We start from the raw sequence: 19,838 nt of genomic DNA on the forward strand, positions 1-19,838 counted from the left end.
CCGTCAGGCGCTTAGCGCAGGTTAACCAGCGTATTGAGGATCTGGTCCTGGGTTTTGATGGTCTGCGCATTCGACTGGTAGTTACGCTGCGCGACGATCATATTCACCAGCTCTTTACTCAAATCCACGTTAGAGGCTTCCAGCGCGCCGTTCGTCAGCTTACCGAAGTTGCCGGAACCGGCAGTCCCCAGCAGCGCAACCCCGGAGGCCTGCGTCGCCGCCCAGACGTTATCGCCCTGGGATGCCAGACCTTCGTTGTTGGCGAAGTTAGCCAGCACTATCTGCCCCAGCACCTGCTCCTGCTCGTTGGAGTAGTTGCCAACCACGGTGCCGTCGTTGTTAATCTGGTAGCTCACCAGGTCGCCAGGCTTATAGCCGTTTTGATTGGTGGCGACGATGTTGTTAGCCCCGGTGTTCTGCTGCATGGAGTTAAGGAAGCTGAGGGAGAAGGTGGCTGCTGTCGCGCCATTAATCGTACCGGTGGTGATGTTCACCGTACCGCCAGACTCCAGAATCCCGTTTTCATTGAATTTCAGCGTAGTGGACGCCGTTGTTGGCGCAGTGGCTGCAGGATCGCTGCTGTCATGGGTGTACACGGCCCATTCATTATCTTTGGTTTTCACAAAATAGACGTTCATGTCATGGGCATTACCCTGGCTGTCATAAACGGTGACGGTGCCTTTTTTGTTATACGAATCCGCATCACTCACGCTAAAGGGCGTTTTAGACGGTACAGGGTCCGTTGAGTTCAGGTTGATCTGCATTGACGCGGTGGTGGTCGATTTCGCCGCCATCAGCGTGTTCGGAATGGTGATCGGCGCAGGATTCGCCCCCTGCTGAATGGTCGGCGGCGTACCGGTGGCCGGATAGCCGGTCAACTGCATCCCCTGCATATTGACCAGGTTACGGTTCTCGTCCAGTTTGAACTGGCCGTTGCGGCTATAGAATACGGAACCGTTGCTGTCTACCAGGCGGAAAAAACCGTTCTGGCTAATCGCGACATCCAGCCCGCGCCCGGTGTTCGTTGTCGTACCGTCGGTAAAATCCTGGGTAATCCCCGCCACTTTTACGCCCAGCCCCACTTTGGAACCGGCGAACATATCGGCAAATGATGCCGTACCGGACTTAAAGCCATAGGTGGCGGAGTTGGCGATGTTATTACCGATAACATCAAGGTTGGTGGCCGCAGCGTTCAGGCCGCTAACCGCTTGAGAAAAAGACATGACTGACTCCTGATAAGTGTAAGGGCTTAGATTATTTGCCGAACTTCGTCGAGTGTGGTGGTGCCGTAGGTACCCAGATCCAACAGGTTGCCGTTACTGCCCTTCGTCACGCCCTGTACCAGAGCGAATTGCAGCGGCTGCGCCACCAGTTGCGTCCCGCCATTGCTGGCGGTAATCGCAATGTTGTAAGAACCATTCGGTACCGTTGTTCCGTCCGTTTGCTTACCATCCCAGGTAAAGGTGTGTACCCCGGCTCGCAACTCACCGATCTCCAGCGTCCGTACCACCCGGCCATCTTTATCGGTAATGGTTGCCGTCACTTTGTCCGCAGGCTGTTGCAATTCCACGCCAAACGGCGTCGTGGACGTCACGGCCCCTTCTTCCGCGCCTTTACCCGCCAGAATTGTGGTGCCAGGCACCATAACGCCATGTCCAATCAGCGTGGTCGCCTGTAGGGACTGACTATTATCGATTTGCCCGGAAATAGCCCCCAGCGTCGTATTCAGTTTTTCAATGCCGCTCACGGTACTGATTTGCGCCAACTGTGTCGTTAACTCATTATTTTGTAATGGGTTAGTCGGGTCCTGGTTCTTCAATTGCGCGACCAGTAAGGTCAGGAAACTGCTTTGCAGATCGGCAGCGTTGCTTCCGGTCATCGACCCGCTGCCGGTCGTCGTTTTGACGCCCGTGTTGGTCGGGTCATTCATATTTACGGCAATAGACATACGCGCCTCCTTTACTGGCCTAATGTCAGCGTTTTAAGCATCATGCTTTTTACGGTATTCAGGACTTCGATATTTGCCTGATAGCTGCGCGAGGCTGACATCGTGTTGACCATTTCGCCGACCACATCGACGTTGGGCATTTTGACGTAACCATTAGCGTCCGCCAGCGGATTGCCTGGCTCATAAACCAGCTTTTCCGGTGCCTGACTTTCAATCACGCTGGCGACCTTTACCCCGCCAGTGGCTTGACCCGGCGCGGCGTCCACCTGAAAAACCACCTGTTTGGCACGATAAGGCTGTCCGTCCGGGCCGGTGACGCTATCCGCATTCGCCAGGTTACTGGCCGCAACGTTCAACCGCTTGGACTGTGCGGCAAGCGCCGATCCGGCAATATCAAAAATGTTTAACAGCGCCACGAATTAGTTTCCTCCCTGTAGCACATTCATCATGCCTTTGAGTTGGCTACCCAGAACGGTAAGCCCCATCTGATATTTGAGACTGTTATCCGCAAACTGCGTACGTTCCCTGTCCATATCTACGGTGTTACCATCCAAAGAAGGCTGATCAGGTACGCGGTAAAGCAGATCCACTGCGGGAGAAGAGACCGCCTGGGCGGGAATATGGTGAGAGGAAGTCAACGTTAACGCGACGCCGCCGGTTTCTTCCCGTCCACGCACCATCACCTTTTTTAACTCACTGGCAAAATCAATATCGCGCGCCTGATACCCCGGCGTATCGGCATTGGCGATATTCGCCGCTAATATTTCCTGACGTTGCGCGCGCAGATTTAGCGCTTCCTGCTGAAATCGTAAGGCGGCATCGAGCCTGTCGAGCATATCTCCTCCGCAAATGGCAAAATTCAGCCGACAGCTTAAATGCCTTCACGCGCGCGTTATCGCCGGAATAAACGCAAAATGCGTCGCTATTTATTGCGTTGATGCTTGCTTCACACGGGTAGAATCCTGTCATGACATCAACCAGGGGGAAGTATCATGCAAACGTTAAAACGAGGATTCGCCGTGGCGGCTTTGCTGTTCAGCCCCCTGACAATAGCGCAGGACATCAACGCCCAATTGACCACGTGGTTTTCCCAGCGTCTGGCTGGCTTCAGCGACGAGGTGGTTGTCACGCTCCGTTCATCGCCCAATCTGCTACCGAGCTGCGAGCAGCCAGCCTTCAGCATGACGGGCAGCGCGAAGCTGTGGGGCAACGTCAATGTGGTGGCGCGCTGCGCCAATGAAAAACGTTATTTGCAGGTGAATGTGCAAGCGACCGGCAATTATGTCGCCGTTGCCGCGCCCGTCGCGCGCGGCGGAAAATTGACGCCGGCCAACGTCACGCTAAAACGTGGCAGGCTGGATCAGTTACCGCCGCGGACGGTACTGGATATCCGTCAGATTCAGGATGCCGTCAGTTTGCGCGATCTCGCTCCCGGGCAGCCGGTACAGCTTACGATGATACGTCAGGCCTGGCGCGTCAAAGCGGGTCAACGAGTACAGGTCATCGCCAATGGCGAGGGGTTTAGCGTCAATGCGGAAGGTCAGGCGATGAATAATGCCGCCGTCGCGCAAAATGCGCGCGTGCGCATGACATCGGGTCAAATCGTGAGTGGAACCGTCGATTCTGATGGGAATATTCTTATTAACCTATAATTGTGTAAAGATTTTGTCGCGGCTGCCGATGAGATATTCAACCATGATGGTAGCTGGCCGCTACAACGTAACCCTCGATGAGGATAAATAAATGAGCATTGACCGTACCTCACCTTTGAAACCCGTTAGCACTGTCCAGACGCGCGAAACCAGCGACACGCCGGTACAAAAAACGCGTCAGGAAAAAACGTCCGCCGCGACGAGCGCCAGCGTAACGTTAAGCGACGCGCAAGCGAAGCTCATGCAGCCAGGCGTCAGCGACATTAATATGGAACGCGTCGAAGCATTAAAAACAGCTATCCGTAACGGTGAGTTAAAAATGGATACGGGAAAAATAGCAGACTCGCTCATTCGCGAGGCGCAGAGCTACTTACAGAGTAAATAAGCGTATGACTCGTTTGTCAGAAATACTTGACCAGATGACCACCGTCCTGAATGACCTGAAGACGGTGATGGACGCCGAGCAACAACAGCTTTCCGTAGGCCAGATTAACGGCAGCCAGCTACAGCGTATTACAGAAGAAAAAAGCTCGTTGCTGGCGACGCTGGATTATCTGGAACAACAGCGCCGTCTGGAGCAGAACGCGCAGCGTAGCGCAAACGATGACATTGCAGAGCGCTGGCAGGCGATTACCGAAAAAACGCAGCATCTTCGCGACCTCAACCAGCACAACGGCTGGCTGCTGGAAGGGCAAATTGAGCGTAATCAACAGGCGCTGGAGGTGCTGAAACCTCACCAGGAGCCGACCTTGTACGGGGCTGACGGTCAGACTTCCGTCTCTCACCGCGGCGGTAAAAAAATTTCTATCTAATCAGTGCCGGATGGCGACGTTGCGCCTTTCCGGCCTGAATGCCTTGTAGGCCTGATAGCACAGCGCTATCAGGCACTGAATTTACGCCGTCCGGCGAACAAACTCTTTCACTTTAAAGCCCAGCACGGCAAGCGCGGCGAAATAGGCCGCGATACCCGCGATCACTACCGCCATCAAACGTAGCAAACGCCATAACATCGACCCTTGCGACCACTCCGGCATAATATGCAACACGCCGAACAATACGGCGGCCATCACCAGTACGGAAATGATCAGACGCATCAGGAACCACATCCAACCCGGTTGTGGCGTAAAGATATTCTGTTTGCGCAGTTGCCAGTACAGCAGCGACGCATTGAGACATGCCGCCAGACCAATAGAGAGCGACAGTCCGGCGTGTTTCAGCGGTCCAATAAACGCCAGGTTCATTAACTGAGTCATGATTAACGTCACGATGGCGATTTTCACCGGCGTTTTAATATCCTGGCGAGAATAGAAGCCCGGGGCCAGCACTTTTACGACGATCAAGCCAATCAGCCCCACCGAATAGGCGATTAACGCCCGCTGCGTCATTGCCGCATCAAAGGCGGTGAATTTACCGTACTGAAACAGCGAGACCGTCAGCGGCTTCGCCAGAATGCCTAACGCTACCGCGCTCGGCAACGCCAGTAAAAAGCACAAACGCAGCCCCCAGTCCATCAGGCGGCAGTACTCATCATGATTGCCGCTGGCAAAGCTTTTCGACAATGACGGCAACAGGATGGTCCCCAATGCCACGCCCAGCACGCCGGACGGGAACTCCATCAACCGATCGGCATAGTACATCCATGAGACCGAGCCGGAGGCCAGAAACGAGGCAAAAATGGTATTGATGATAAGGGAGATCTGACTGACGGATACGCCCAAAATCGCCGGCCCCATCTGTTTGACCACCCGCATCGCCCCGGTGTCGCGAAAGTTAATGCGCGGCAGCACCAACATACCGATCTTTTTCAAATACGGAAGTTGATACACCAGTTGCAGCACGCCGCCGACGGTGACTGCCCAGGCTAACGCCAGCACCGGCGGATTAAAGTATGGCGCGGCGAATAATGCAAAACCGATCATGCTGATATTAAGAAATGTCGGCGCAAAAGCGGGAATAGAGAAGCGATTCCAGGTGTTGAGAATGGCGCCAACCAGTGAAGCCAGCGAGATCAGCAGAATATAGGGAAACGTAATCCGCAGCAGTTGCGTCGTCAGCGCGAATTTATCCGCAGTATCGGCAAAACCCGGCGCGGTTACCATAATCACCCACGGGGCGGCCAGCATACCGGCCACCGTCACGACGGCCAATGCCAGCGTCAACAGGCCGGAAACGTAAGCGACAAAGATCCGCGTCGCTTCTTCACCCTGCTTGCTCTTATATTCCGCCAGGATAGGCACAAAGGCCTGAGAAAAAGCGCCTTCGGCAAAGATCCGGCGTAGTAGATTGGGGAGTTTAAACGCCACAAAAAAGGCGTCGGTCGCCATCCCTGCGCCAAAAATTCTGGCGACAATCGCATCACGGGCAAAGCCCAACACGCGTGAAAACATAGTCATCGAGCTGACGGCAGCCAGCGATTTCAATAAATTCATTTCTTTTGTATTCCAGACCCTGGCGTAAAACTCCTGCATGGCTGATCCATCGACCGGATAACGCATTCTGCCGTATCCGGCTGTATCACCGCGCCTGACGGCGACGTCAAAACGTCTTATCAGGCCTTACAGACTCCCCACGGTTTGCCATTATTCACTGTGAAAAGAGGTATTATGTAGAGTGGGCATATATACCCGCCATACTTCGAGCTGCATGTGCGTTAGCTTTTCTGCAACTCGAATTATTGAGGGTATAGTACCTGGATTACGATGAATTACTACCGCCAGATGTTACAGAGGGTTATTCGCTGATGGCGTCCCGCCACAGCGCCTCCACGACGCGCTGGGCCAAAATCGCCTGCTCCCCCGCCGTTTCCGGAACCGTCTGATTTTGTACGCAGTCAATGAAATGCCGCGCGCATCCGACAAAACCACGCTGTTCAAGCGTCGTTTGCCAACCCGGACTGGGTTTGATGAGAATACCCTGCCCGCGCTCTTCGCGCCATTCACGCATATCCGTCACGTCATACAGCCCGCCGTCGGTGACGGCCAGGACCGATTCACGCTGACTTCCGGCGCGCCGGTGCATACTGGTGGTAATTTGTAGTTTGTCGGCGGAAAAATGATGTTCCGCATAGCACATTTCGCCGGACTCGCTGGTGAGCAACGTGCCGCTGGCAAGGCGCGCCTCGCCGCCCGCCAGCCACAGAGCGGTATCCACGACATGCAGATAGTCATCGAGCAAAGTAAAACGTAAGTCGTGCGGCCCGACGCTATCGGTACGATGTTTATCCATACGCAGTGACGCCGCAGTGCCGAGGCGCGTCTTCAGTTCGCGGTACAGCGGCGCGAAACGGCGATTAAAGCCAACCATCAGCGTCAATTTTTTTTGCGCCGCCAGCGCCACCAGCCGTTCGGCATCACGTAGATTTTCCGCCAGCGGTTTATCCACGCAGACATGGACGCCGGCATTGAGAAGTTCGCTGACCACGGCATAATGGCTTGCGGTACTGGAGTGGACGAAGACCGCATCGCAGCCGGACGCTAAATTCGCCAGCGAATCCACATACGGTATGCGCCAGCTTTCGCAGATACGTAAGGCTTTATCCCGCGAAGGAGACCAGGCGCCCTGTAACGTCCATCCGGCGGTGTTGGTTAATACCGGCAGCCAGGCCTTCTGCGCAATACCGCCTAATCCGACAATGCCAATCCGTAATGTTCTCACATTACTCTCCCAGGTGAGCTAACAAAGAATCCAGCCGCTGCTTTAACTCCGCCACTTCGCTTTCCAGCGCTTCGACGCGCGACTGAAGATCGCCCGACGCACTTTCCGGCGCAGACGTCTGGAGAGACAGTTCATCGACGTCGCCGCAAAAAAGGTGCATATAACGGCTTTCGCGCTTACCCGGTTCACGCGCCAGACGGACGACATACGGGCCGTCCTCACGACTGGCAAGCCGTTCCAGCGTGGATTCAACTTCCGCCATATCGCTGAATTCATGCATCCGCGACGCCCGGCTACGCAACTCGCCGGGCGTTTGCGCGCCGCGCAGCAGCAGCGTAGTGACAAGCGCCACTTCCGCCGCGCTAAGTTTCAGATCGCCAAATTCGGAATTACAGAAACGCTGTTCATATTTGGTGACGCGATTGCCAAACCCGCTGACCGTACGCAAAAAGTGGCGTTTCACCAGGTTATCGAGCTGTTCTTGTACCTCTTGTTCCGTCAGGTTCATCACCGGTTCACGGTTGGTTTTCTGATTACAGGCCGTCACCACCCCGTTGACGGAAAGCGGATACTGTTCCGGCGTTGTCACCTGCTTTTCCAGTAGACAGCCAATCACTCGCGCTTCAGTGGCGGTTAATTCATATTTCATCGTTTTCTCCCTTTGCCTCTCATTCCGTAAGCCGCTCAACGCCCCGGCGTCCATAACGGCGTGGTTAACGCCGTCAGGACATGGTCGCGCCATTGTCCATCAATCAACAGGTAATCTTTCGCATAGCCTTCTTTTTCAAAGCCAAGCCGCGCCAGCAACGCGCCGCTACGTTTGTTGTGCGGCATATAGTTCGCCATGATACGGTGGATATGCTGAGTGCGCTGCATATAGCGAATCGCAGCGGTTAAGGCTTCAAACATCAGCCCCTGCCCCTGCCACTTCTGCGCAATGGAATAGCCCAGATAACAGGCATGAAAAGAACCACGCACCACATTGGAAAAATTCGCCACGCCGATAATTTCTTTTTCTTCCGGATCAAGTAGCGCGAAATAGAAGGCGGAGCCCTGTTTGTGAAATTCACCGATCATTCCCAGACGCGCCTGCCATCCTGAAGGATAACAATGACTTTCATCTCGGACCGGTTCCCAGGGTTTTAAAAAATGACGATTTTCCGCGTAATAATCGGCCAGACGCCAGGCATCACGCTCATGCACTAAACGTACCACCAGACGGTCAGTGGTTAAGCGCACTTTTGGCACGTTACTACGATAGCCAAACATTCTATACCTACTCCTTCCTGTAACGTCTTCAGCACGCCAGTAACATTACTATACCTGCGCAACCAGGCTCTGTGAAAAGCGCAAATCGTCATTTTTTGAATTGCTGCCACATTTTGATGAAAACTCTCGATTAAAAAGGACTTTTGATAAAAAAATATTGTCCCGCTAACGGTAGGAAAAAACGAAACGCCGCCGCAGAATAGAAGACGCTCATCTTTTATTTCCCGGGAGGGGAAATGTCGCGCGTCTCGCAGGCGAGGAACCTGGGTAAATATTTTCTTCTCATCGATAACATGTTAGTGGTGCTGGGTTTTTTCGTCGTCTTCCCGCTCATCTCTATTCGCTTTGTCGATCAAATGGGGTGGGCTGCCGTAATGGTAGGGATCGCGCTCGGCCTGCGCCAGTTTATTCAACAAGGTCTGGGCATTTTTGGCGGCGCCATCGCCGATCGCTTTGGCGCGAAACCGATGATTGTCACCGGTATGCTGATGCGCGCCGCAGGCTTTGCCACCATGGGTATCGCGCATGAGCCCTGGCTCTTGTGGTTTTCCTGCTTTCTTTCCGGTCTCGGCGGTACGCTTTTTGACCCGCCGCGTTCAGCGCTGGTGGTCAAATTAATTCGTCCGGAGCAACGGGGCCGCTTCTTCTCTCTGTTGATGATGCAGGACAGCGCGGGCGCGGTGATTGGCGCGTTGCTGGGAAGCTGGTTGCTACAATACGATTTTCGCCTGGTCTGCGCGACAGGCGCTATTTTGTTCATATTATGCGCCCTTTTCAACGCATGGCTGCTTCCGGCCTGGAAGCTATCAACGGTCAGAACGCCGGTGCGTGAAGGAATGCGCCGCGTCATGAGCGATAAAAGGTTTGTCACCTACGTGCTGACGCTGGCGGGCTACTATATGCTGGCGGTACAGGTCATGTTAATGCTGCCGATTATGGTAAACGATATCGCCGGTTCGCCTGCTGCCGTGAAATGGATGTACGCTATTGAGGCGTGTCTCTCGCTGACGTTGCTCTACCCGATTGCCCGCTGGAGCGAAAAGCGTTTTCGGCTGGAGCATCGGCTGATGGCCGGTTTGCTCGTCATGTCGCTGAGCATGCTCCCCATCGGGATGGTGGGCAATTTACAGCAGCTTTTTACGCTTATTTGCGCTTTCTACATCGGCTCGGTTATCGCCGAACCAGCGCGCGAAACGCTCAGCGCGTCGCTCGCGGACGCGAGGGCGCGGGGAAGCTATATGGGCTTTAGCCGTCTGGGATTAGCCATTGGCGGCGCGATTGGTTATATCGGCGGCGGCTGGTTGTTTGATATGGGGAAAGCGCTTGCGCAGCCTGAACTACCGTGGATGATGCTCGGTATTATCGGCTTCATCACCTTTTTGGCTTTAGGCTGGCAATTTAGTCATAAACGCACGCCGCGCCGGATGCTGGAACCCGGCGCCTGATTTGATACCTGTCGCTATCTCCTCCATACTGGTCAGATACCGACAGTCAAATGGAGGAGAAACGTGAAGCTTTATATTTACGATCATTGCCCTTTCTGCGTTAAAGCCCGCATGATTTTCGGCCTGAAGAACATCCCCGTTGAACTTAACGTGTTACAAAATGACGACGAGGCGACGCCCACCCGGATGATTGGTCAAAAGATGGTGCCCATCCTGCAAAAAGATGATAGTCGCTACCTTCCTGAAAGTATGGATATTGTACATTATGTCGACAACCTCGACGGCAAACCGCTGTTAACCGGGAAACGCAATCCAGCCATTGAAGAGTGGTTGCGCAAAGTTAACGGTTACGTTAATCAGCTACTGCTGCCGCGATTTGCAAAATCCGCTTTCGATGAATTTTCTACCCCTGCGGCGCGTCAGTATTTTATCCGCAAAAAAGAAGCCTCATCTGGCAGTTTTGACAACCATCTTGCGCACTCTGCCGGACTGATTAAAAAGATCGGCGATGATTTACGTTTGCTGGATAAACTCATCGTACAGCCTAACGCCGTTAACGGCGAATTATCGGAAGATGATATTCATCTGTTTCCGCTTCTGCGTAATCTGACGCTGGTCGCCGGTATTCACTGGCCGACAAAAGTCGCGGACTATCGCGATAATATGGCAAAGCAGACGCAAATTAATTTACTCTCCTCAATGGCTATCTAACGCCCGCCAGGCGGCAACCCTTTCTTGCCGCCTTTTTCAGCTTTTTCTAGTGGCGCCATGTCCGCTGGCGCGACATGCTGCTTTGTGTCAAGATTAGGGCACAGGCAACATGCTAAGGAACGCCATGAAAAAGTTTTTTTTTGCCGCTGCGCTGGTAGTTAGCGGCCTGTTAGTGGGTTGTAATCAACTTACGCAATACACCATTAGCGAACAAGAAATCAATCAAGCGCTTGAAAAACGGAATAATTTCTCAAAAGATATTGGTCTGCCCGGCATTGCCGACGCGCATATCGTATTGACTAACCTTGTCAGCCAGATTGGTCGGGAAGAACCTAATAAAGTCACCCTTACTGGCGATGCCAGGCTGGATATGAATTCCCTGTTTGGCAGTCAAAAAGCGACGATGAAACTCAAGCTAAAAGCCCTGCCGGTCTTTGATAAAGAAAAAGGCGCCATCTATCTTCAGGAGATGGAAGTAGTAGACGCCACCGTGACGCCGGAGAAAATGCAATCGGTGCTACAAACGCTCCTGCCTTATTTAAATCAGTCTTTACGTAGCTACTTTAACCAGCGGCCCGCTTACGTGTTGCGTGAGGACAGTAGTAAAGGCGAAGCGTTAGCGAAGAAACTCGCGAAAGGCATTGAAGTTAAACCGGGTGAAATCGTTATTCCTTTCACCAATTGATTTCGGAGGGCGCGCTCGCGCCCTTTTTTTTACGTGCAAACGAAAACGTTTCCGCTTATCCTTTGTTTCCGGCAAAAAGACTATTCCTCAGCCGGAGCTTATTAATGACTGCACCATCCCAGGTTTTAAAGATCCGCCGCCCGGACGACTGGCACGTTCACCTTCGCGATGGCGACATGTTAAAAACGGTCGTACCCTATACCAGCGAAATTTATGGTCGCGCTATCGTGATGCCGAACCTGGCGTCCCCCATCACGACCGTTGATGCAGCGATCGCCTACCGCCAGCGTATTCTCGATGCGGTGCCCGCCGGGCATGATTTCACGCCGTTAATGACCTGCTATTTAACGGATTCGCTCGATGCCGATGAACTGGAGCGTGGTTTCCATGAAGGCGTGTTTACTGCGGCTAAGCTTTACCCGGCCAATGCCACCACTAACTCCAGTCATGGCGTAACGTCAGTCGACGCTATCATGCCGGTACTGGAGCGGATGGAAAAACTCGGAATGCCATTACTGGTCCACGGTGAGGTGACCCATGCGGAGGTTGATATCTTCGATCGCGAAGCGCGTTTTATCGACACCGTAATGGAACCGCTACGCCAGCGTCTGACCGCGCTTAAAGTGGTCTTTGAGCACATCACGACCAAAGATGCCGCGCAGTATGTACGTGACGGCAACGACTACCTGGCGGCTACCATTACGCCCCAACATTTAATGTTTAACCGTAATGATATGCTGGTCGGCGGCATTCGTCCTCACCTGTACTGTCTGCCGATTCTGAAACGCAATATTCACCAACAGGCGTTACGCGACCTGGTTGCCAGTGGTTTTACGCGCGCCTTCCTGGGGACGGATTCAGCGCCGCATTCACGTCATCGTAAAGAGACCAGTTGCGGCTGCGCCGGTTGTTTCAACGCCCCCTCCGCCCTTGGCAGTTATGCCGCCGTGTTTGAGGAAATGAACGCGCTGGCGCACTTTGAAGCGTTCTGTTCACTGAATGGCCCGCAATTCTATGGCCTGCCGGTGAATACGGGGTGGGTGGAACTGGTTCGCGATGAACAACAGGTACCGGAAAATATCGCGCTGGCTGATGATTCGCTGGTGCCTTTTTTAGCGGGTGAAACAGTACGCTGGTCAGTAAAAAAATAAAAAATGCGCTTACCTGTTGCTATATATTGGATTTAACTGTATATATATCCAGTATATTCAACAGGGGACCATTATGCGTATTGAAGTCACTATAGCCAAAACGTCACCTCTGCCTGCCGGTGCGATTGATGCGCTGGCGGGCGAACTCTCCCGTCGTATTAGCCATCATTTTCCGGAGAATTTGGGTAACGTCACCGTGCGTTACGCTACCGCCAACAACTTGTCCGTCATTGGCGCATCAAAAGAGGACAAAGAACGCATTAGCGAGATTCTCCAGGAGACCTGGGAGAGCGCTGATGACTGGTTCATCAATGAATAAAAAATGATATGCAGTGATGTATGTTTGCCGGGTCGCCCCGGCTTTTTTATTTGCGCAACTGATGAATATTTCGCCTTACCGTCAAAATAATTGCACAACATCCTAAAAAAATATGAATGAACTGCCGCTTTATTGTTCATATAATTCTTAAAAAGAGAAATTTATCCTCCGGTCTCTTTAAAAACGCAGTGAATAGCCTTATTAATTGGTATACTGAAGTTGCTTCAGAAGAAAAACACGCATTGAACCTCGAGAACCGTTGTCTTATAACACGTACCAGGGGGGCATGATGGAAAAGAATAATGAAGTCATTCAGACCCATCCGCTTGTAGGATGGGACATCAGCACCGTAGATAGCTATGATGCGCTGATGCTGCGTTTACACTACCAGACCCCAAATCGTCCGGAACCGGAAGGGACTGAAGTTGGTCAAACGCTCTGGTTAACAACAGATGTAGCCAGGCAATTTATTTCAATATTAGAAGCCGGCATCGCCAAAATAGAATCAGGCGATTACCAGGAAAACGAGTATCGTCGCCATTAGCGTGACGCGCTCCCCCTCTCTCAGGCACCGTAAGGTGCCTCACTTATTTCTGGCTTGTATATCTCAGCGCAGTTATTTACCCTGAAATCATCGCGATAGCAGAGAGAAGCTGATGAAATACGACCTTATTATTATCGGCAGCGGTTCGGTTGGCGCCGCCGCTGGTTATTACGCCACCCGCGCCGGGCTAAAGGTCCTGATGACCGATGCGCATATGCCGCCTCATCAACAGGGCAGCCACCACGGCGATACCCGTCTTATCCGCCACGCTTATGGTGAAGGCGAAAAATATGTCCCGCTGGTGCTTCGCGCCCAGACGCTTTGGGATGAACTCTCCACACACAATGAAGAGCCTATTTTTGTCCGCTCCGGCGTCGTCAACCTCGGCCCGGCCGATTCCGCTTTCTTAGCCAACGTCGCACGAAGCGCGCAACAGTGGCAATTGAACGTCGAGCGCCTGGACGCGACGGCCCTCATGACGCGCTGGCCGGAAATTCGCGTGCCCGATAATTATATCGGGCTGTTTGAAGCTGACTCCGGTTTCCTGCGCAGCGAATTAGCCATTACCACATGGCTTCGTCTGGCCCGAGAGGCAGGCTGCGCACAGCTATTTAACAGCCCGGTAAGCCATATTCATCATGATGATAACGGTGTGACGATAGAGACGAGTGAAGGCAGCTACCACGCCAGCAAGGCGCTGATTAGCGCGGGCACTTGGGTCAAAGCGCTGGTACCGGAGCTGCCCGTTCAGCCCGTACGTAAAGTTTTTGCCTGGTTTAAGGCGGATGGACGTTACAGCACTAAAAACCGCTTTCCGGCCTTTACCGGCGAAATGCCCAACGGCGATCAATATTACGGCTTCCCGGCGGAGAACGACGAGTTAAAAATCGGCAAACACAATGGCGGACAGCTAATACAGGCTCCGGAAGAGCGCAAGCCCTTTGCCGCCGTTGCCAGCGATGGCGCGGAAGCATTTCCTTTCCTGCGTAACGTACTGCCGGGTATCGGCGGTTGTTTACATGGGGCGGCATGTACCTATGATAATTCGCCGGACGAGGATTTTATTATCGATACGCTGCCTGGCCATGAGAACACGCTTGTCATCACTGGACTCAGCGGACATGGTTTTAAATTCGCCCCGGTGTTAGGAGAAATCGCTGCAGATTTTGCGTTGGGAAAAACATCCTCCTTTGATCTGACGCCGTTCCGGCTTTCCCGTTTTAGCCAATAATTTGTCGGCCCCGTAAAGGGGCTGTTTATTAAGGTAAGCTATGCGTCGTCTCTTTCATTTTCTGATGAATAATATTCGCGAACATTTCATGCTTTACGTTATTCTTTGGTCGCTGCTGGCGGTGATGGATATTGTTTATCTCCTTTTCTTTTGATTGCTTTTCATTGACGTTAACTGACACTTCCTGAAAGTTCCTCGCTTTTTATTTCATAACGTTAAGCACGGCAATAATGCCAGTTCCTGCCATTGCGCGGTTATCAGGGGGAAATATCTCGAAACTTCTGAAGCTGAACCGCAAACAACATCAAAATTATTGAAATAAAAATAAATATCATTCAAATTCTTATTTATAAGTTGCATTCGGCGCTTTTCCACGCCATTTTCATTCTCTCGTGAAATATTCATTGGTGTGTTTATGCAATTTAAAAATACTCCACAGCGTTATGGCGTGGTTTCCGCCGCGCTCCACTGGCTGACCGCCCTGGTGGTCTATGGCATGTTTGCGTTGGGTTTATGGATGGTCACGCTCAGTTATTACGACGGCTGGTATCACCAGGCACCGGAAATACATAAAAGTATTGGCATATTACTGATGATGGCGCTGATCGTGCGTATTATCTGGCGGCTTTATTCTCCACCACCCGTTGCGTTGACCAGCTATTCCCGTTTAACGCGCGCTGGCGCCGCCGCAGGTCATCTCCTCCTGTATCTCCTGCTCTTTGCGATAATCATTAGCGGCTACCTGATTTCCACCGCCGACGGTAAACCGATTAGCGTCTTTGGCTGGTTTGAGATTCCGGCCACGCTTACGGACGCGGGTGCGCAGGCTGACATCGCCGGAACGCTGCATCTGTGGTTTGCCTGGTCGCTGGTCATTATCTCGCTCTCGCATGGGGTTATGGCGCTAAAACACCATTTCATCGATAAAGACGACACACTGAAACGTATGACAGGAATGTCGTCATCTGACTATGGAGCTCAAAAATGAAAAAAAACCTGCTGGGATTCACCCTCGCATCCTTGTTATTCACGACCGGTTCCGCCGTGGCGGCGGAGTATAAAATTGATAAAGAAGGCCAACATGCGTTCGTCAATTTCCGCATTCAGCATCTGGGCTACAGCTGGCTATACGGCACCTTTAAAGATTTCGACGGCACGTTCACTTTTGACGAAAAAAATCCGTCGGCCGACAAAGTGAACGTGACCATTAACACCAATAGCGTCGACACTAACCATGCCGAACGTGACAAACACCTGCGTAGCGCGGAATTTCTTAATGTTGCGAAATTCCCGCAGGCAACCTTCACCTCTACCAGCGTGAAAAAAGAGGGCGATGAACTGGATATTACCGGCAATCTGACGCTCAATGGCGTGACTAAACCGGTGACGCTGGAAGCGAAGCTGATGGGCCAGGGCGACGATCCGTGGGGCGGTAAGCGCGCGGGCTTTGAGGCCGAAGGAAAAATTAAGCTGAAGGATTTCAATATAACTACCGATCTCGGCCCGGCCTCACAAGAGGTTGAGCTTATCATCTCAGTAGAAGGCGTTCAGCAGAAGTAACGCCTGGCGAAATGCCGGATAGCGGCCTTTACGCTGCTATCCGGCAAAATATTACTCAGCCGGATCGGGAATGCTCAGTTTGCTATTAAGCCGACCACGCGATTTATTAAAAATTTTGTTGCCGTTTTCGCGACCCGCGCGACGTCGGCGCTGTTCTTCCTCCGGCAAGGCCAACTCTTCACAGCATTGTTCACTACAGCAGCCGTTAAATTTACTGGCGCACTGCGGACACTGGATAAACAGCAGATGGCAACCGTCATTTTTGCAGTTGGTATGGCTATCGCAGGGCGCGCCGCACTGATGGCAATGCGCGATAACCTCATCCGAGATTCGTTCGCCCATTCGCTCATCAAATACAAAGTTTTTGCCAATAAAGCGAACGGGAAGCCCCTGCTCGCGCGCGCGACGGGCGTACTCAATGATGCCACCCTCAATATGCCAGACTTTATTGAAACCGTTGTGTTTCATCCAGGCGCTGGCTTTCTCACAACGAATACCGCCGGTACAGTACATCACTATCTTTTTATCTGCATGTTCCCGCAGCATTTCAACCGCTTTTGGCAACTGTTCACGAAACGTATCCGCCGGAATTTCCAAAGCATTTTCGAAATGGCCGACTTCATACTCATAGTGGTTGCGCATATCAATAAAGACCGCATCAGGATCGTCCAGCATCGCATTCACATCTGCCGCCTTCAGATAATCGCCGACATTACTGGCGTCAAAACTCGGATCGTCAATACCGTCAGCAACGATACGGTCGCGAACTTTCATACGCAGCACCCAAAATGACTTTCCGTCATCCTCCAGCGCGATATTTAAACGCAGCCCGTCCAGCGCGGGGTCGAACGTATAAAGCTGTTGACGAAACGTCTCGACCTTGCTTTGCGGCACGCTGATTTGCGCATTGATGCCTTCATGTGCCAGGTAAACGCGACCAAAAACGTCCAACGCCGTAAACACCTGATACAACGCATCCCGCGTCTGTTGCGGCGAGGCGATAGTGAAATATTTATAAAAAGAAATTGTCGTACGCGGCTCGCTTTCCGCCAGCATTTTGGCTTTCAGCTCGTCATTAGAGATGCGGTTGTGTAACACTGGCATGGTGTACGTATCCTGCAATCAGCAAAAAATAAAGTGGGCAGGCATGATAAGGCAAGTCTCGCCAATTTACATCCACACATTTTGCGCTACATTTCCTGCTTTACACTAAATAATTAACAACAATTGTCGATTTAATCGCCACTCTCCTGCTACATATTTTTGCTCAACGCAAAAAGATGCGAGAATACGGGGAATTGTTCGTTGAAAGACAGGATAGAAATGACGAAGTTGCCTAAGTTCTCCGTGGCCTTACTGCACCCGCGCTATTGGTTAACCTGGTTGGGTATAGGCGCGCTTTGGTTGGTCGTGCAACTCCCCTACCCGGTCATCTATAAATTGGGTTGCGCATTGGGCCACCTGGCGCGACGCGTAATGAAACGCCGCGCGAAAATCGCCTATCGCAACCTTGAATTATGCTTTCCGGAAATGAGCGCGCAGGAACGCCACACCATGGTGGTCAAAAACTTTGAATCCGTCGGTATGGGCGTGATGGAAACCGGCATGGCCTGGTTCTGGCCCGATCGGCGAGTGAACCGCTGGATGGAAGCGAGCGGTCTGGAGCATATCCGTGAAGTTAAGGCGCAGGGGCTGGGGTTCATTCTGGTAGGAATACATTTTCTTACCCTTGAGTTTGGCGCCCGCATGTTTGGTATGCATAACCCGGGTATCGGAGTTTATCGCCCGAATGATAATCCGTTGCTCGACTGGTTACAGACCTGGGGGCGCTTACGATCCAATAAATCGATGTTGGATCGCAAAGATCTGAAAGGCATGGTTAAGGCATTGAAAAGCGGCGAATTGATCTGGTATGCGCCGGATCACGATTATGGTCCGCGCGCCAGCGTTTTTGTACCATTATTCGCCGTCGACCAGGCCGCCACGACCTCCGGTACCTGGATGCTCGCGCGCATGTCTAAAGCCTGTATTATCCCCTTCGTGCCTCGCCGTAAACCCGATGGGAAAGGCTACGAACTGATCATTCTTCCTGCGGAATATTCGCCTCCGCTGGAGAGCGCAGAAGCGACTGCCGCGTGGATGAATAAGATTGTTGAGCAGTGCATTATGATGGCGCCAGAGCAGTATATGTGGCTGCATCGCCGCTTTAAAACTCGCCCTGAAGGCGTACCGTCGCGCTATTGACAGGATTGCAGCCGTCAGGCTGCAATTTTTCCCCTCTTTTAGCTTTAAAAGCTCCCCACATTGCGAGGCTGGTAAGGTCGGCGCATAATTATAATTAGTACGCTCATAATTAAATTGATGATAGCGCAAACCGCGCTATCATACTGTGGAACGCTATGTCACCCTCTGATGTCCCCATAAACTGGAAACGCAATCTAACCGTTACCTGGCTGGGCTGTTTTTTAACCGGCGCGGCATTCAGTCTGGTCATGCCTTTTCTCCCTCTCTACGTTGAGCAACTCGGCGTAACAGGCCATAGCGCGCTCAACATGTGGTCCGGACTGGTCTTTAGTATTACGTTCCTCTTTTCAGCTATCGCTTCCCCTTTTTGGGGCGGTCTGGCGGATCGTAAAGGGCGTAAGATCATGCTGTTGCGTTCCGCTCTCGGCATGGCCATTGTGATGCTGTTAATGGGCATGGCGCAAAATATCTGGCAATTTCTGATCCTCCGCGCGTTATTAGGCCTGCTGGGCGGATTTATTCCCAACGCCAATGCGCTCATCGCCACTCAGGTGCCGCGCCACAAAAGCGGCTGGGCGTTAGGGACGCTCTCTACTGGCGGCGTCAGCGGCGCTCTGCTTGGCCCACTTGCGGGCGGTCTGCTCGCCGACCATTACGGCCTTCGCCCGGTCTTTTTTATTACCGCCAGCGTTTTGTTTATCTGTTTTCTGCTCACCTTCTTTTTTATTCGCGAGAATTTCCTGCCAGTGAGCAAAAAAGAGATGCTTCACGTTCGGGAAGTGGTCGCCTCGTTAAAAAATCCCCGCCTGGTGTTAAGCCTGTTTGTCACCACGCTGATTATTCAGGTGGCGACGGGGTCTATTGCGCCCATCCTGACGCTCTATGTGCGCGAACTCGCGGGAAATGTCAGTAATATTGCGTTCATTAGCGGGATGATAGCGTCCGTTCCCGGCGTGGCGGCATTACTTAGCGCCCCCCGACTCGGCAAGCTCGGCGACAGAATTGGCCCGGAAAAGATTCTTATCGTCGCGCTGATTATTTCCGTACTGCTGCTGATTCCAATGTCTTTTGTGCAAACGCCGTGGCAGCTCGCGCTATTGCGGTTTCTGCTTGGCGCGGCGGATGGCGCGCTGCTGCCAGCCGTTCAAACTCTGCTGGTTTACAACTCTACCAACCAGATAGCCGGGCGCATATTCAGTTACAACCAATCTTTCCGCGATATCGGCAACGTCACCGGCCCTCTCATGGGCGCCGCAATTTCCGCAAACTATGGCTTCCGCGCCGTATTCTGCGTCACGGCAGGCGTGGTGTTGTTCAATGTTATCTATTCATGGAACAGCTTACGACGGCGCAGACTGGCAATAGAATGATTTTTGCGCTTTCATACTTGCAATATCACAGAATCAGCTATTCTTTCCCTAAATA

24 protein-coding genes are annotated in these 19,838 nt (G+C 52.5%); 15 read left to right on the plus strand and 9 right to left on the minus strand.

Annotated elements, in window-relative coordinates:
• Positions 1–11 precede the first annotated feature (11 nt).
• From flgE to flgB, 4 genes are read right to left on the minus strand one after another with little or no spacing between them, the layout of a single operon-like run.
• Complete coding sequence (gene flgE, locus ACLJZ5_RS20130) at positions 12–1,223, minus strand: flagellar hook protein FlgE (RefSeq protein ID WP_000010567.1); 1,212 nt, start codon at positions 1,221–1,223, stop codon at positions 12–14.
• Between the two features lie 26 nt (positions 1,224–1,249).
• Positions 1,250–1,948 carry a flagellar hook assembly protein FlgD gene (flgD, locus tag ACLJZ5_RS20135; protein ID WP_000020450.1) on the minus strand — a complete coding sequence of 233 codons (699 nt, stop codon included), beginning with the start codon at positions 1,946–1,948 and terminating at the stop codon, positions 1,250–1,252.
• 11 nt (positions 1,949–1,959) lie between these two features.
• Positions 1,960–2,364 (minus strand): flagellar basal body rod protein FlgC, encoded by a 405-nt coding sequence (gene flgC / locus ACLJZ5_RS20140; protein ID WP_001196448.1) that lies wholly within the window; start codon positions 2,362–2,364, stop codon positions 1,960–1,962.
• Positions 2,365–2,367: 3 nt separating this feature from the next.
• A complete protein-coding gene (gene flgB / locus ACLJZ5_RS20145; protein ID WP_000887043.1) occupies positions 2,368–2,784 on the minus strand; it encodes a flagellar basal body rod protein FlgB in 417 nt (138 codons plus the stop codon).
• A gap of 156 nt (positions 2,785–2,940) precedes the next feature.
• Between flgB and flgA the strand changes: the two genes are divergently transcribed.
• From flgA to flgN, 3 genes are all read left to right on the plus strand, one after another.
• Entirely contained in the window at positions 2,941–3,600 is a 660-nt protein-coding gene (gene flgA / locus ACLJZ5_RS20150; RefSeq protein WP_024798073.1) for a flagellar basal body P-ring formation chaperone FlgA, read from the plus strand.
• A gap of 91 nt (positions 3,601–3,691) precedes the next feature.
• Positions 3,692–3,985, plus strand: coding sequence for a flagellar biosynthesis anti-sigma factor FlgM (flgM, locus tag ACLJZ5_RS20155; protein ID WP_000020893.1), 294 nt, complete (start codon positions 3,692–3,694; stop codon positions 3,983–3,985).
• A gap of 4 nt (positions 3,986–3,989) precedes the next feature.
• Positions 3,990–4,412 carry a flagella biosynthesis chaperone FlgN gene (flgN, locus tag ACLJZ5_RS20160; protein ID WP_000197547.1) on the plus strand — a complete coding sequence of 141 codons (423 nt, stop codon included), beginning with the start codon at positions 3,990–3,992 and terminating at the stop codon, positions 4,410–4,412.
• 81 nt (positions 4,413–4,493) lie between these two features.
• Here flgN and murJ read toward each other — a convergent pair whose 3' ends face one another.
• From murJ to rimJ, 4 genes are all read right to left on the minus strand, one after another.
• Entirely contained in the window at positions 4,494–6,029 is a 1,536-nt protein-coding gene (murJ, locus tag ACLJZ5_RS20165; RefSeq protein ID WP_001537775.1) for a murein biosynthesis integral membrane protein MurJ, read from the minus strand.
• A 301-nt stretch (positions 6,030–6,330) separates the two neighbouring features.
• Positions 6,331–7,254, minus strand: a complete 924-nt coding sequence (locus ACLJZ5_RS20170; protein ID WP_024798074.1) for a Gfo/Idh/MocA family protein — start codon at positions 7,252–7,254, stop codon at positions 6,331–6,333.
• A 1-nt stretch (position 7,255) separates the two neighbouring features.
• Positions 7,256–7,903, minus strand: coding sequence for a YceH family protein (locus tag ACLJZ5_RS20175; RefSeq protein ID WP_000873047.1), 648 nt, complete (start codon positions 7,901–7,903; stop codon positions 7,256–7,258).
• A 35-nt stretch (positions 7,904–7,938) separates the two neighbouring features.
• Entirely contained in the window at positions 7,939–8,523 is a 585-nt protein-coding gene (gene rimJ, locus ACLJZ5_RS20180) for a ribosomal protein S5-alanine N-acetyltransferase (protein ID WP_000468204.1), read from the minus strand.
• A 236-nt stretch (positions 8,524–8,759) separates the two neighbouring features.
• On the opposite strand from rimJ, the gene mdtH reads away from it, so the two are divergent.
• The 10 genes from mdtH (at position 8,760) to ACLJZ5_RS20230 (ending at position 16,169) form a co-directional block, all read left to right on the plus strand.
• Entirely contained in the window at positions 8,760–9,968 is a 1,209-nt protein-coding gene (gene mdtH / locus ACLJZ5_RS20185; protein ID WP_000092178.1) for a multidrug efflux MFS transporter MdtH, read from the plus strand.
• Positions 9,969–10,031: 63 nt separating this feature from the next.
• Positions 10,032–10,679 carry a glutaredoxin 2 gene (gene grxB / locus ACLJZ5_RS20190; protein ID WP_000780893.1) on the plus strand — a complete coding sequence of 216 codons (648 nt, stop codon included), beginning with the start codon at positions 10,032–10,034 and terminating at the stop codon, positions 10,677–10,679.
• A 124-nt stretch (positions 10,680–10,803) separates the two neighbouring features.
• Positions 10,804–11,364: a lipoprotein gene (locus ACLJZ5_RS20195; RefSeq protein ID WP_000713057.1), complete on the plus strand. Its 561-nt coding sequence runs from the start codon at positions 10,804–10,806 to the stop codon at positions 11,362–11,364.
• Between the two features lie 104 nt (positions 11,365–11,468).
• Positions 11,469–12,515 carry a dihydroorotase gene (pyrC, locus tag ACLJZ5_RS20200; protein ID WP_000126601.1) on the plus strand — a complete coding sequence of 349 codons (1,047 nt, stop codon included), beginning with the start codon at positions 11,469–11,471 and terminating at the stop codon, positions 12,513–12,515.
• Positions 12,516–12,588: 73 nt separating this feature from the next.
• Positions 12,589–12,834 carry a DNA damage-inducible protein I gene (gene dinI / locus ACLJZ5_RS20205; protein WP_001217763.1) on the plus strand — a complete coding sequence of 82 codons (246 nt, stop codon included), beginning with the start codon at positions 12,589–12,591 and terminating at the stop codon, positions 12,832–12,834.
• 289 nt (positions 12,835–13,123) lie between these two features.
• Positions 13,124–13,378, plus strand: coding sequence for a biofilm formation regulator BssS (bssS, locus tag ACLJZ5_RS20210; RefSeq protein WP_000414441.1), 255 nt, complete (start codon positions 13,124–13,126; stop codon positions 13,376–13,378).
• 112 nt (positions 13,379–13,490) lie between these two features.
• Positions 13,491–14,609 (plus strand): N-methyl-L-tryptophan oxidase, encoded by a 1,119-nt coding sequence (gene solA, locus ACLJZ5_RS20215; protein ID WP_024798075.1) that lies wholly within the window; start codon positions 13,491–13,493, stop codon positions 14,607–14,609.
• A gap of 40 nt (positions 14,610–14,649) precedes the next feature.
• Positions 14,650–14,763 carry a YceO family protein gene (locus ACLJZ5_RS20220; protein WP_001253282.1) on the plus strand — a complete coding sequence of 38 codons (114 nt, stop codon included), beginning with the start codon at positions 14,650–14,652 and terminating at the stop codon, positions 14,761–14,763.
• Between the two features lie 261 nt (positions 14,764–15,024).
• On the plus strand, positions 15,025–15,597 hold the full coding sequence (locus ACLJZ5_RS20225; protein ID WP_001159784.1) for a cytochrome b: 573 nt from the start codon (positions 15,025–15,027) through the stop codon (positions 15,595–15,597).
• Complete coding sequence (locus ACLJZ5_RS20230) at positions 15,594–16,169, plus strand: YceI family protein (RefSeq protein WP_000739886.1); 576 nt, start codon at positions 15,594–15,596, stop codon at positions 16,167–16,169. Before ACLJZ5_RS20225 ends, ACLJZ5_RS20230 begins: the two co-directional genes overlap by 4 nt.
• A gap of 51 nt (positions 16,170–16,220) precedes the next feature.
• On the opposite strand, the gene ACLJZ5_RS20235 is transcribed toward ACLJZ5_RS20230, so the two are convergent.
• Positions 16,221–17,273, minus strand: coding sequence for a rhodanese-related sulfurtransferase (locus tag ACLJZ5_RS20235; protein ID WP_001524754.1), 1,053 nt, complete (start codon positions 17,271–17,273; stop codon positions 16,221–16,223).
• A gap of 219 nt (positions 17,274–17,492) precedes the next feature.
• Here ACLJZ5_RS20235 and ACLJZ5_RS20240 point away from each other — a divergent pair, with 219 nt between their 5' ends.
• Together ACLJZ5_RS20240 and mdtG are read left to right on the plus strand one after the other, a co-directional pair.
• Entirely contained in the window at positions 17,493–18,413 is a 921-nt protein-coding gene (locus tag ACLJZ5_RS20240) for a Kdo(2)-lipid IV(A) acyltransferase (protein ID WP_000163973.1), read from the plus strand.
• A 155-nt stretch (positions 18,414–18,568) separates the two neighbouring features.
• Positions 18,569–19,783: a multidrug efflux MFS transporter MdtG gene (mdtG, locus tag ACLJZ5_RS20245; RefSeq protein WP_024798076.1), complete on the plus strand. Its 1,215-nt coding sequence runs from the start codon at positions 18,569–18,571 to the stop codon at positions 19,781–19,783.
• The last annotated feature ends 55 nt before the right edge of the window (positions 19,784–19,838 follow it).

Source organism: Salmonella sp. 5800, from assembly GCF_046558195.1.
GTDB lineage: Bacteria > Pseudomonadota > Gammaproteobacteria > Enterobacterales > Enterobacteriaceae > Salmonella > Salmonella enterica.

Bases quoted from the DNA above. Each gene is read 5' to 3' on its own strand.
- rimJ (WP_000468204.1), bottom strand. From the start codon at position 8,523: ATGTTTGGCTATCGTAGTAACGTGCCAAAAGTGCGCTTAACCACTGAC.
- solA (WP_024798075.1), top strand. From the start codon at position 13,491: ATGAAATACGACCTTATTATTATCGGCAGCGGTTCGGTTGGCGCCGCC.
- flgN (WP_000197547.1), top strand. From the start codon at position 3,990: ATGACTCGTTTGTCAGAAATACTTGACCAGATGACCACCGTCCTGAAT.
- ACLJZ5_RS20195 (WP_000713057.1), top strand. From the start codon at position 10,804: ATGAAAAAGTTTTTTTTTGCCGCTGCGCTGGTAGTTAGCGGCCTGTTA.
- ACLJZ5_RS20225 (WP_001159784.1), top strand. From the start codon at position 15,025: ATGCAATTTAAAAATACTCCACAGCGTTATGGCGTGGTTTCCGCCGCG.
- ACLJZ5_RS20240 (WP_000163973.1), top strand. From the start codon at position 17,493: ATGACGAAGTTGCCTAAGTTCTCCGTGGCCTTACTGCACCCGCGCTAT.
- ACLJZ5_RS20235 (WP_001524754.1), bottom strand. From the start codon at position 17,273: ATGCCAGTGTTACACAACCGCATCTCTAATGACGAGCTGAAAGCCAAA.
- mdtH (WP_000092178.1), top strand. From the start codon at position 8,760: ATGTCGCGCGTCTCGCAGGCGAGGAACCTGGGTAAATATTTTCTTCTC.
- flgE (WP_000010567.1), bottom strand. From the start codon at position 1,223: ATGTCTTTTTCTCAAGCGGTTAGCGGCCTGAACGCTGCGGCCACCAAC.
- bssS (WP_000414441.1), top strand. From the start codon at position 13,124: ATGGAAAAGAATAATGAAGTCATTCAGACCCATCCGCTTGTAGGATGG.
- flgB (WP_000887043.1), bottom strand. From the start codon at position 2,784: ATGCTCGACAGGCTCGATGCCGCCTTACGATTTCAGCAGGAAGCGCTA.
- flgM (WP_000020893.1), top strand. From the start codon at position 3,692: ATGAGCATTGACCGTACCTCACCTTTGAAACCCGTTAGCACTGTCCAG.
- ACLJZ5_RS20230 (WP_000739886.1), top strand. From the start codon at position 15,594: ATGAAAAAAAACCTGCTGGGATTCACCCTCGCATCCTTGTTATTCACG.
- flgD (WP_000020450.1), bottom strand. From the start codon at position 1,948: ATGTCTATTGCCGTAAATATGAATGACCCGACCAACACGGGCGTCAAA.
- ACLJZ5_RS20175 (WP_000873047.1), bottom strand. From the start codon at position 7,903: ATGAAATATGAATTAACCGCCACTGAAGCGCGAGTGATTGGCTGTCTA.
- dinI (WP_001217763.1), top strand. From the start codon at position 12,589: ATGCGTATTGAAGTCACTATAGCCAAAACGTCACCTCTGCCTGCCGGT.
- flgA (WP_024798073.1), top strand. From the start codon at position 2,941: ATGCAAACGTTAAAACGAGGATTCGCCGTGGCGGCTTTGCTGTTCAGC.
- pyrC (WP_000126601.1), top strand. From the start codon at position 11,469: ATGACTGCACCATCCCAGGTTTTAAAGATCCGCCGCCCGGACGACTGG.
- ACLJZ5_RS20220 (WP_001253282.1), top strand. From the start codon at position 14,650: ATGCGTCGTCTCTTTCATTTTCTGATGAATAATATTCGCGAACATTTC.
- mdtG (WP_024798076.1), top strand. From the start codon at position 18,569: ATGTCACCCTCTGATGTCCCCATAAACTGGAAACGCAATCTAACCGTT.
- murJ (WP_001537775.1), bottom strand. From the start codon at position 6,029: ATGAATTTATTGAAATCGCTGGCTGCCGTCAGCTCGATGACTATGTTT.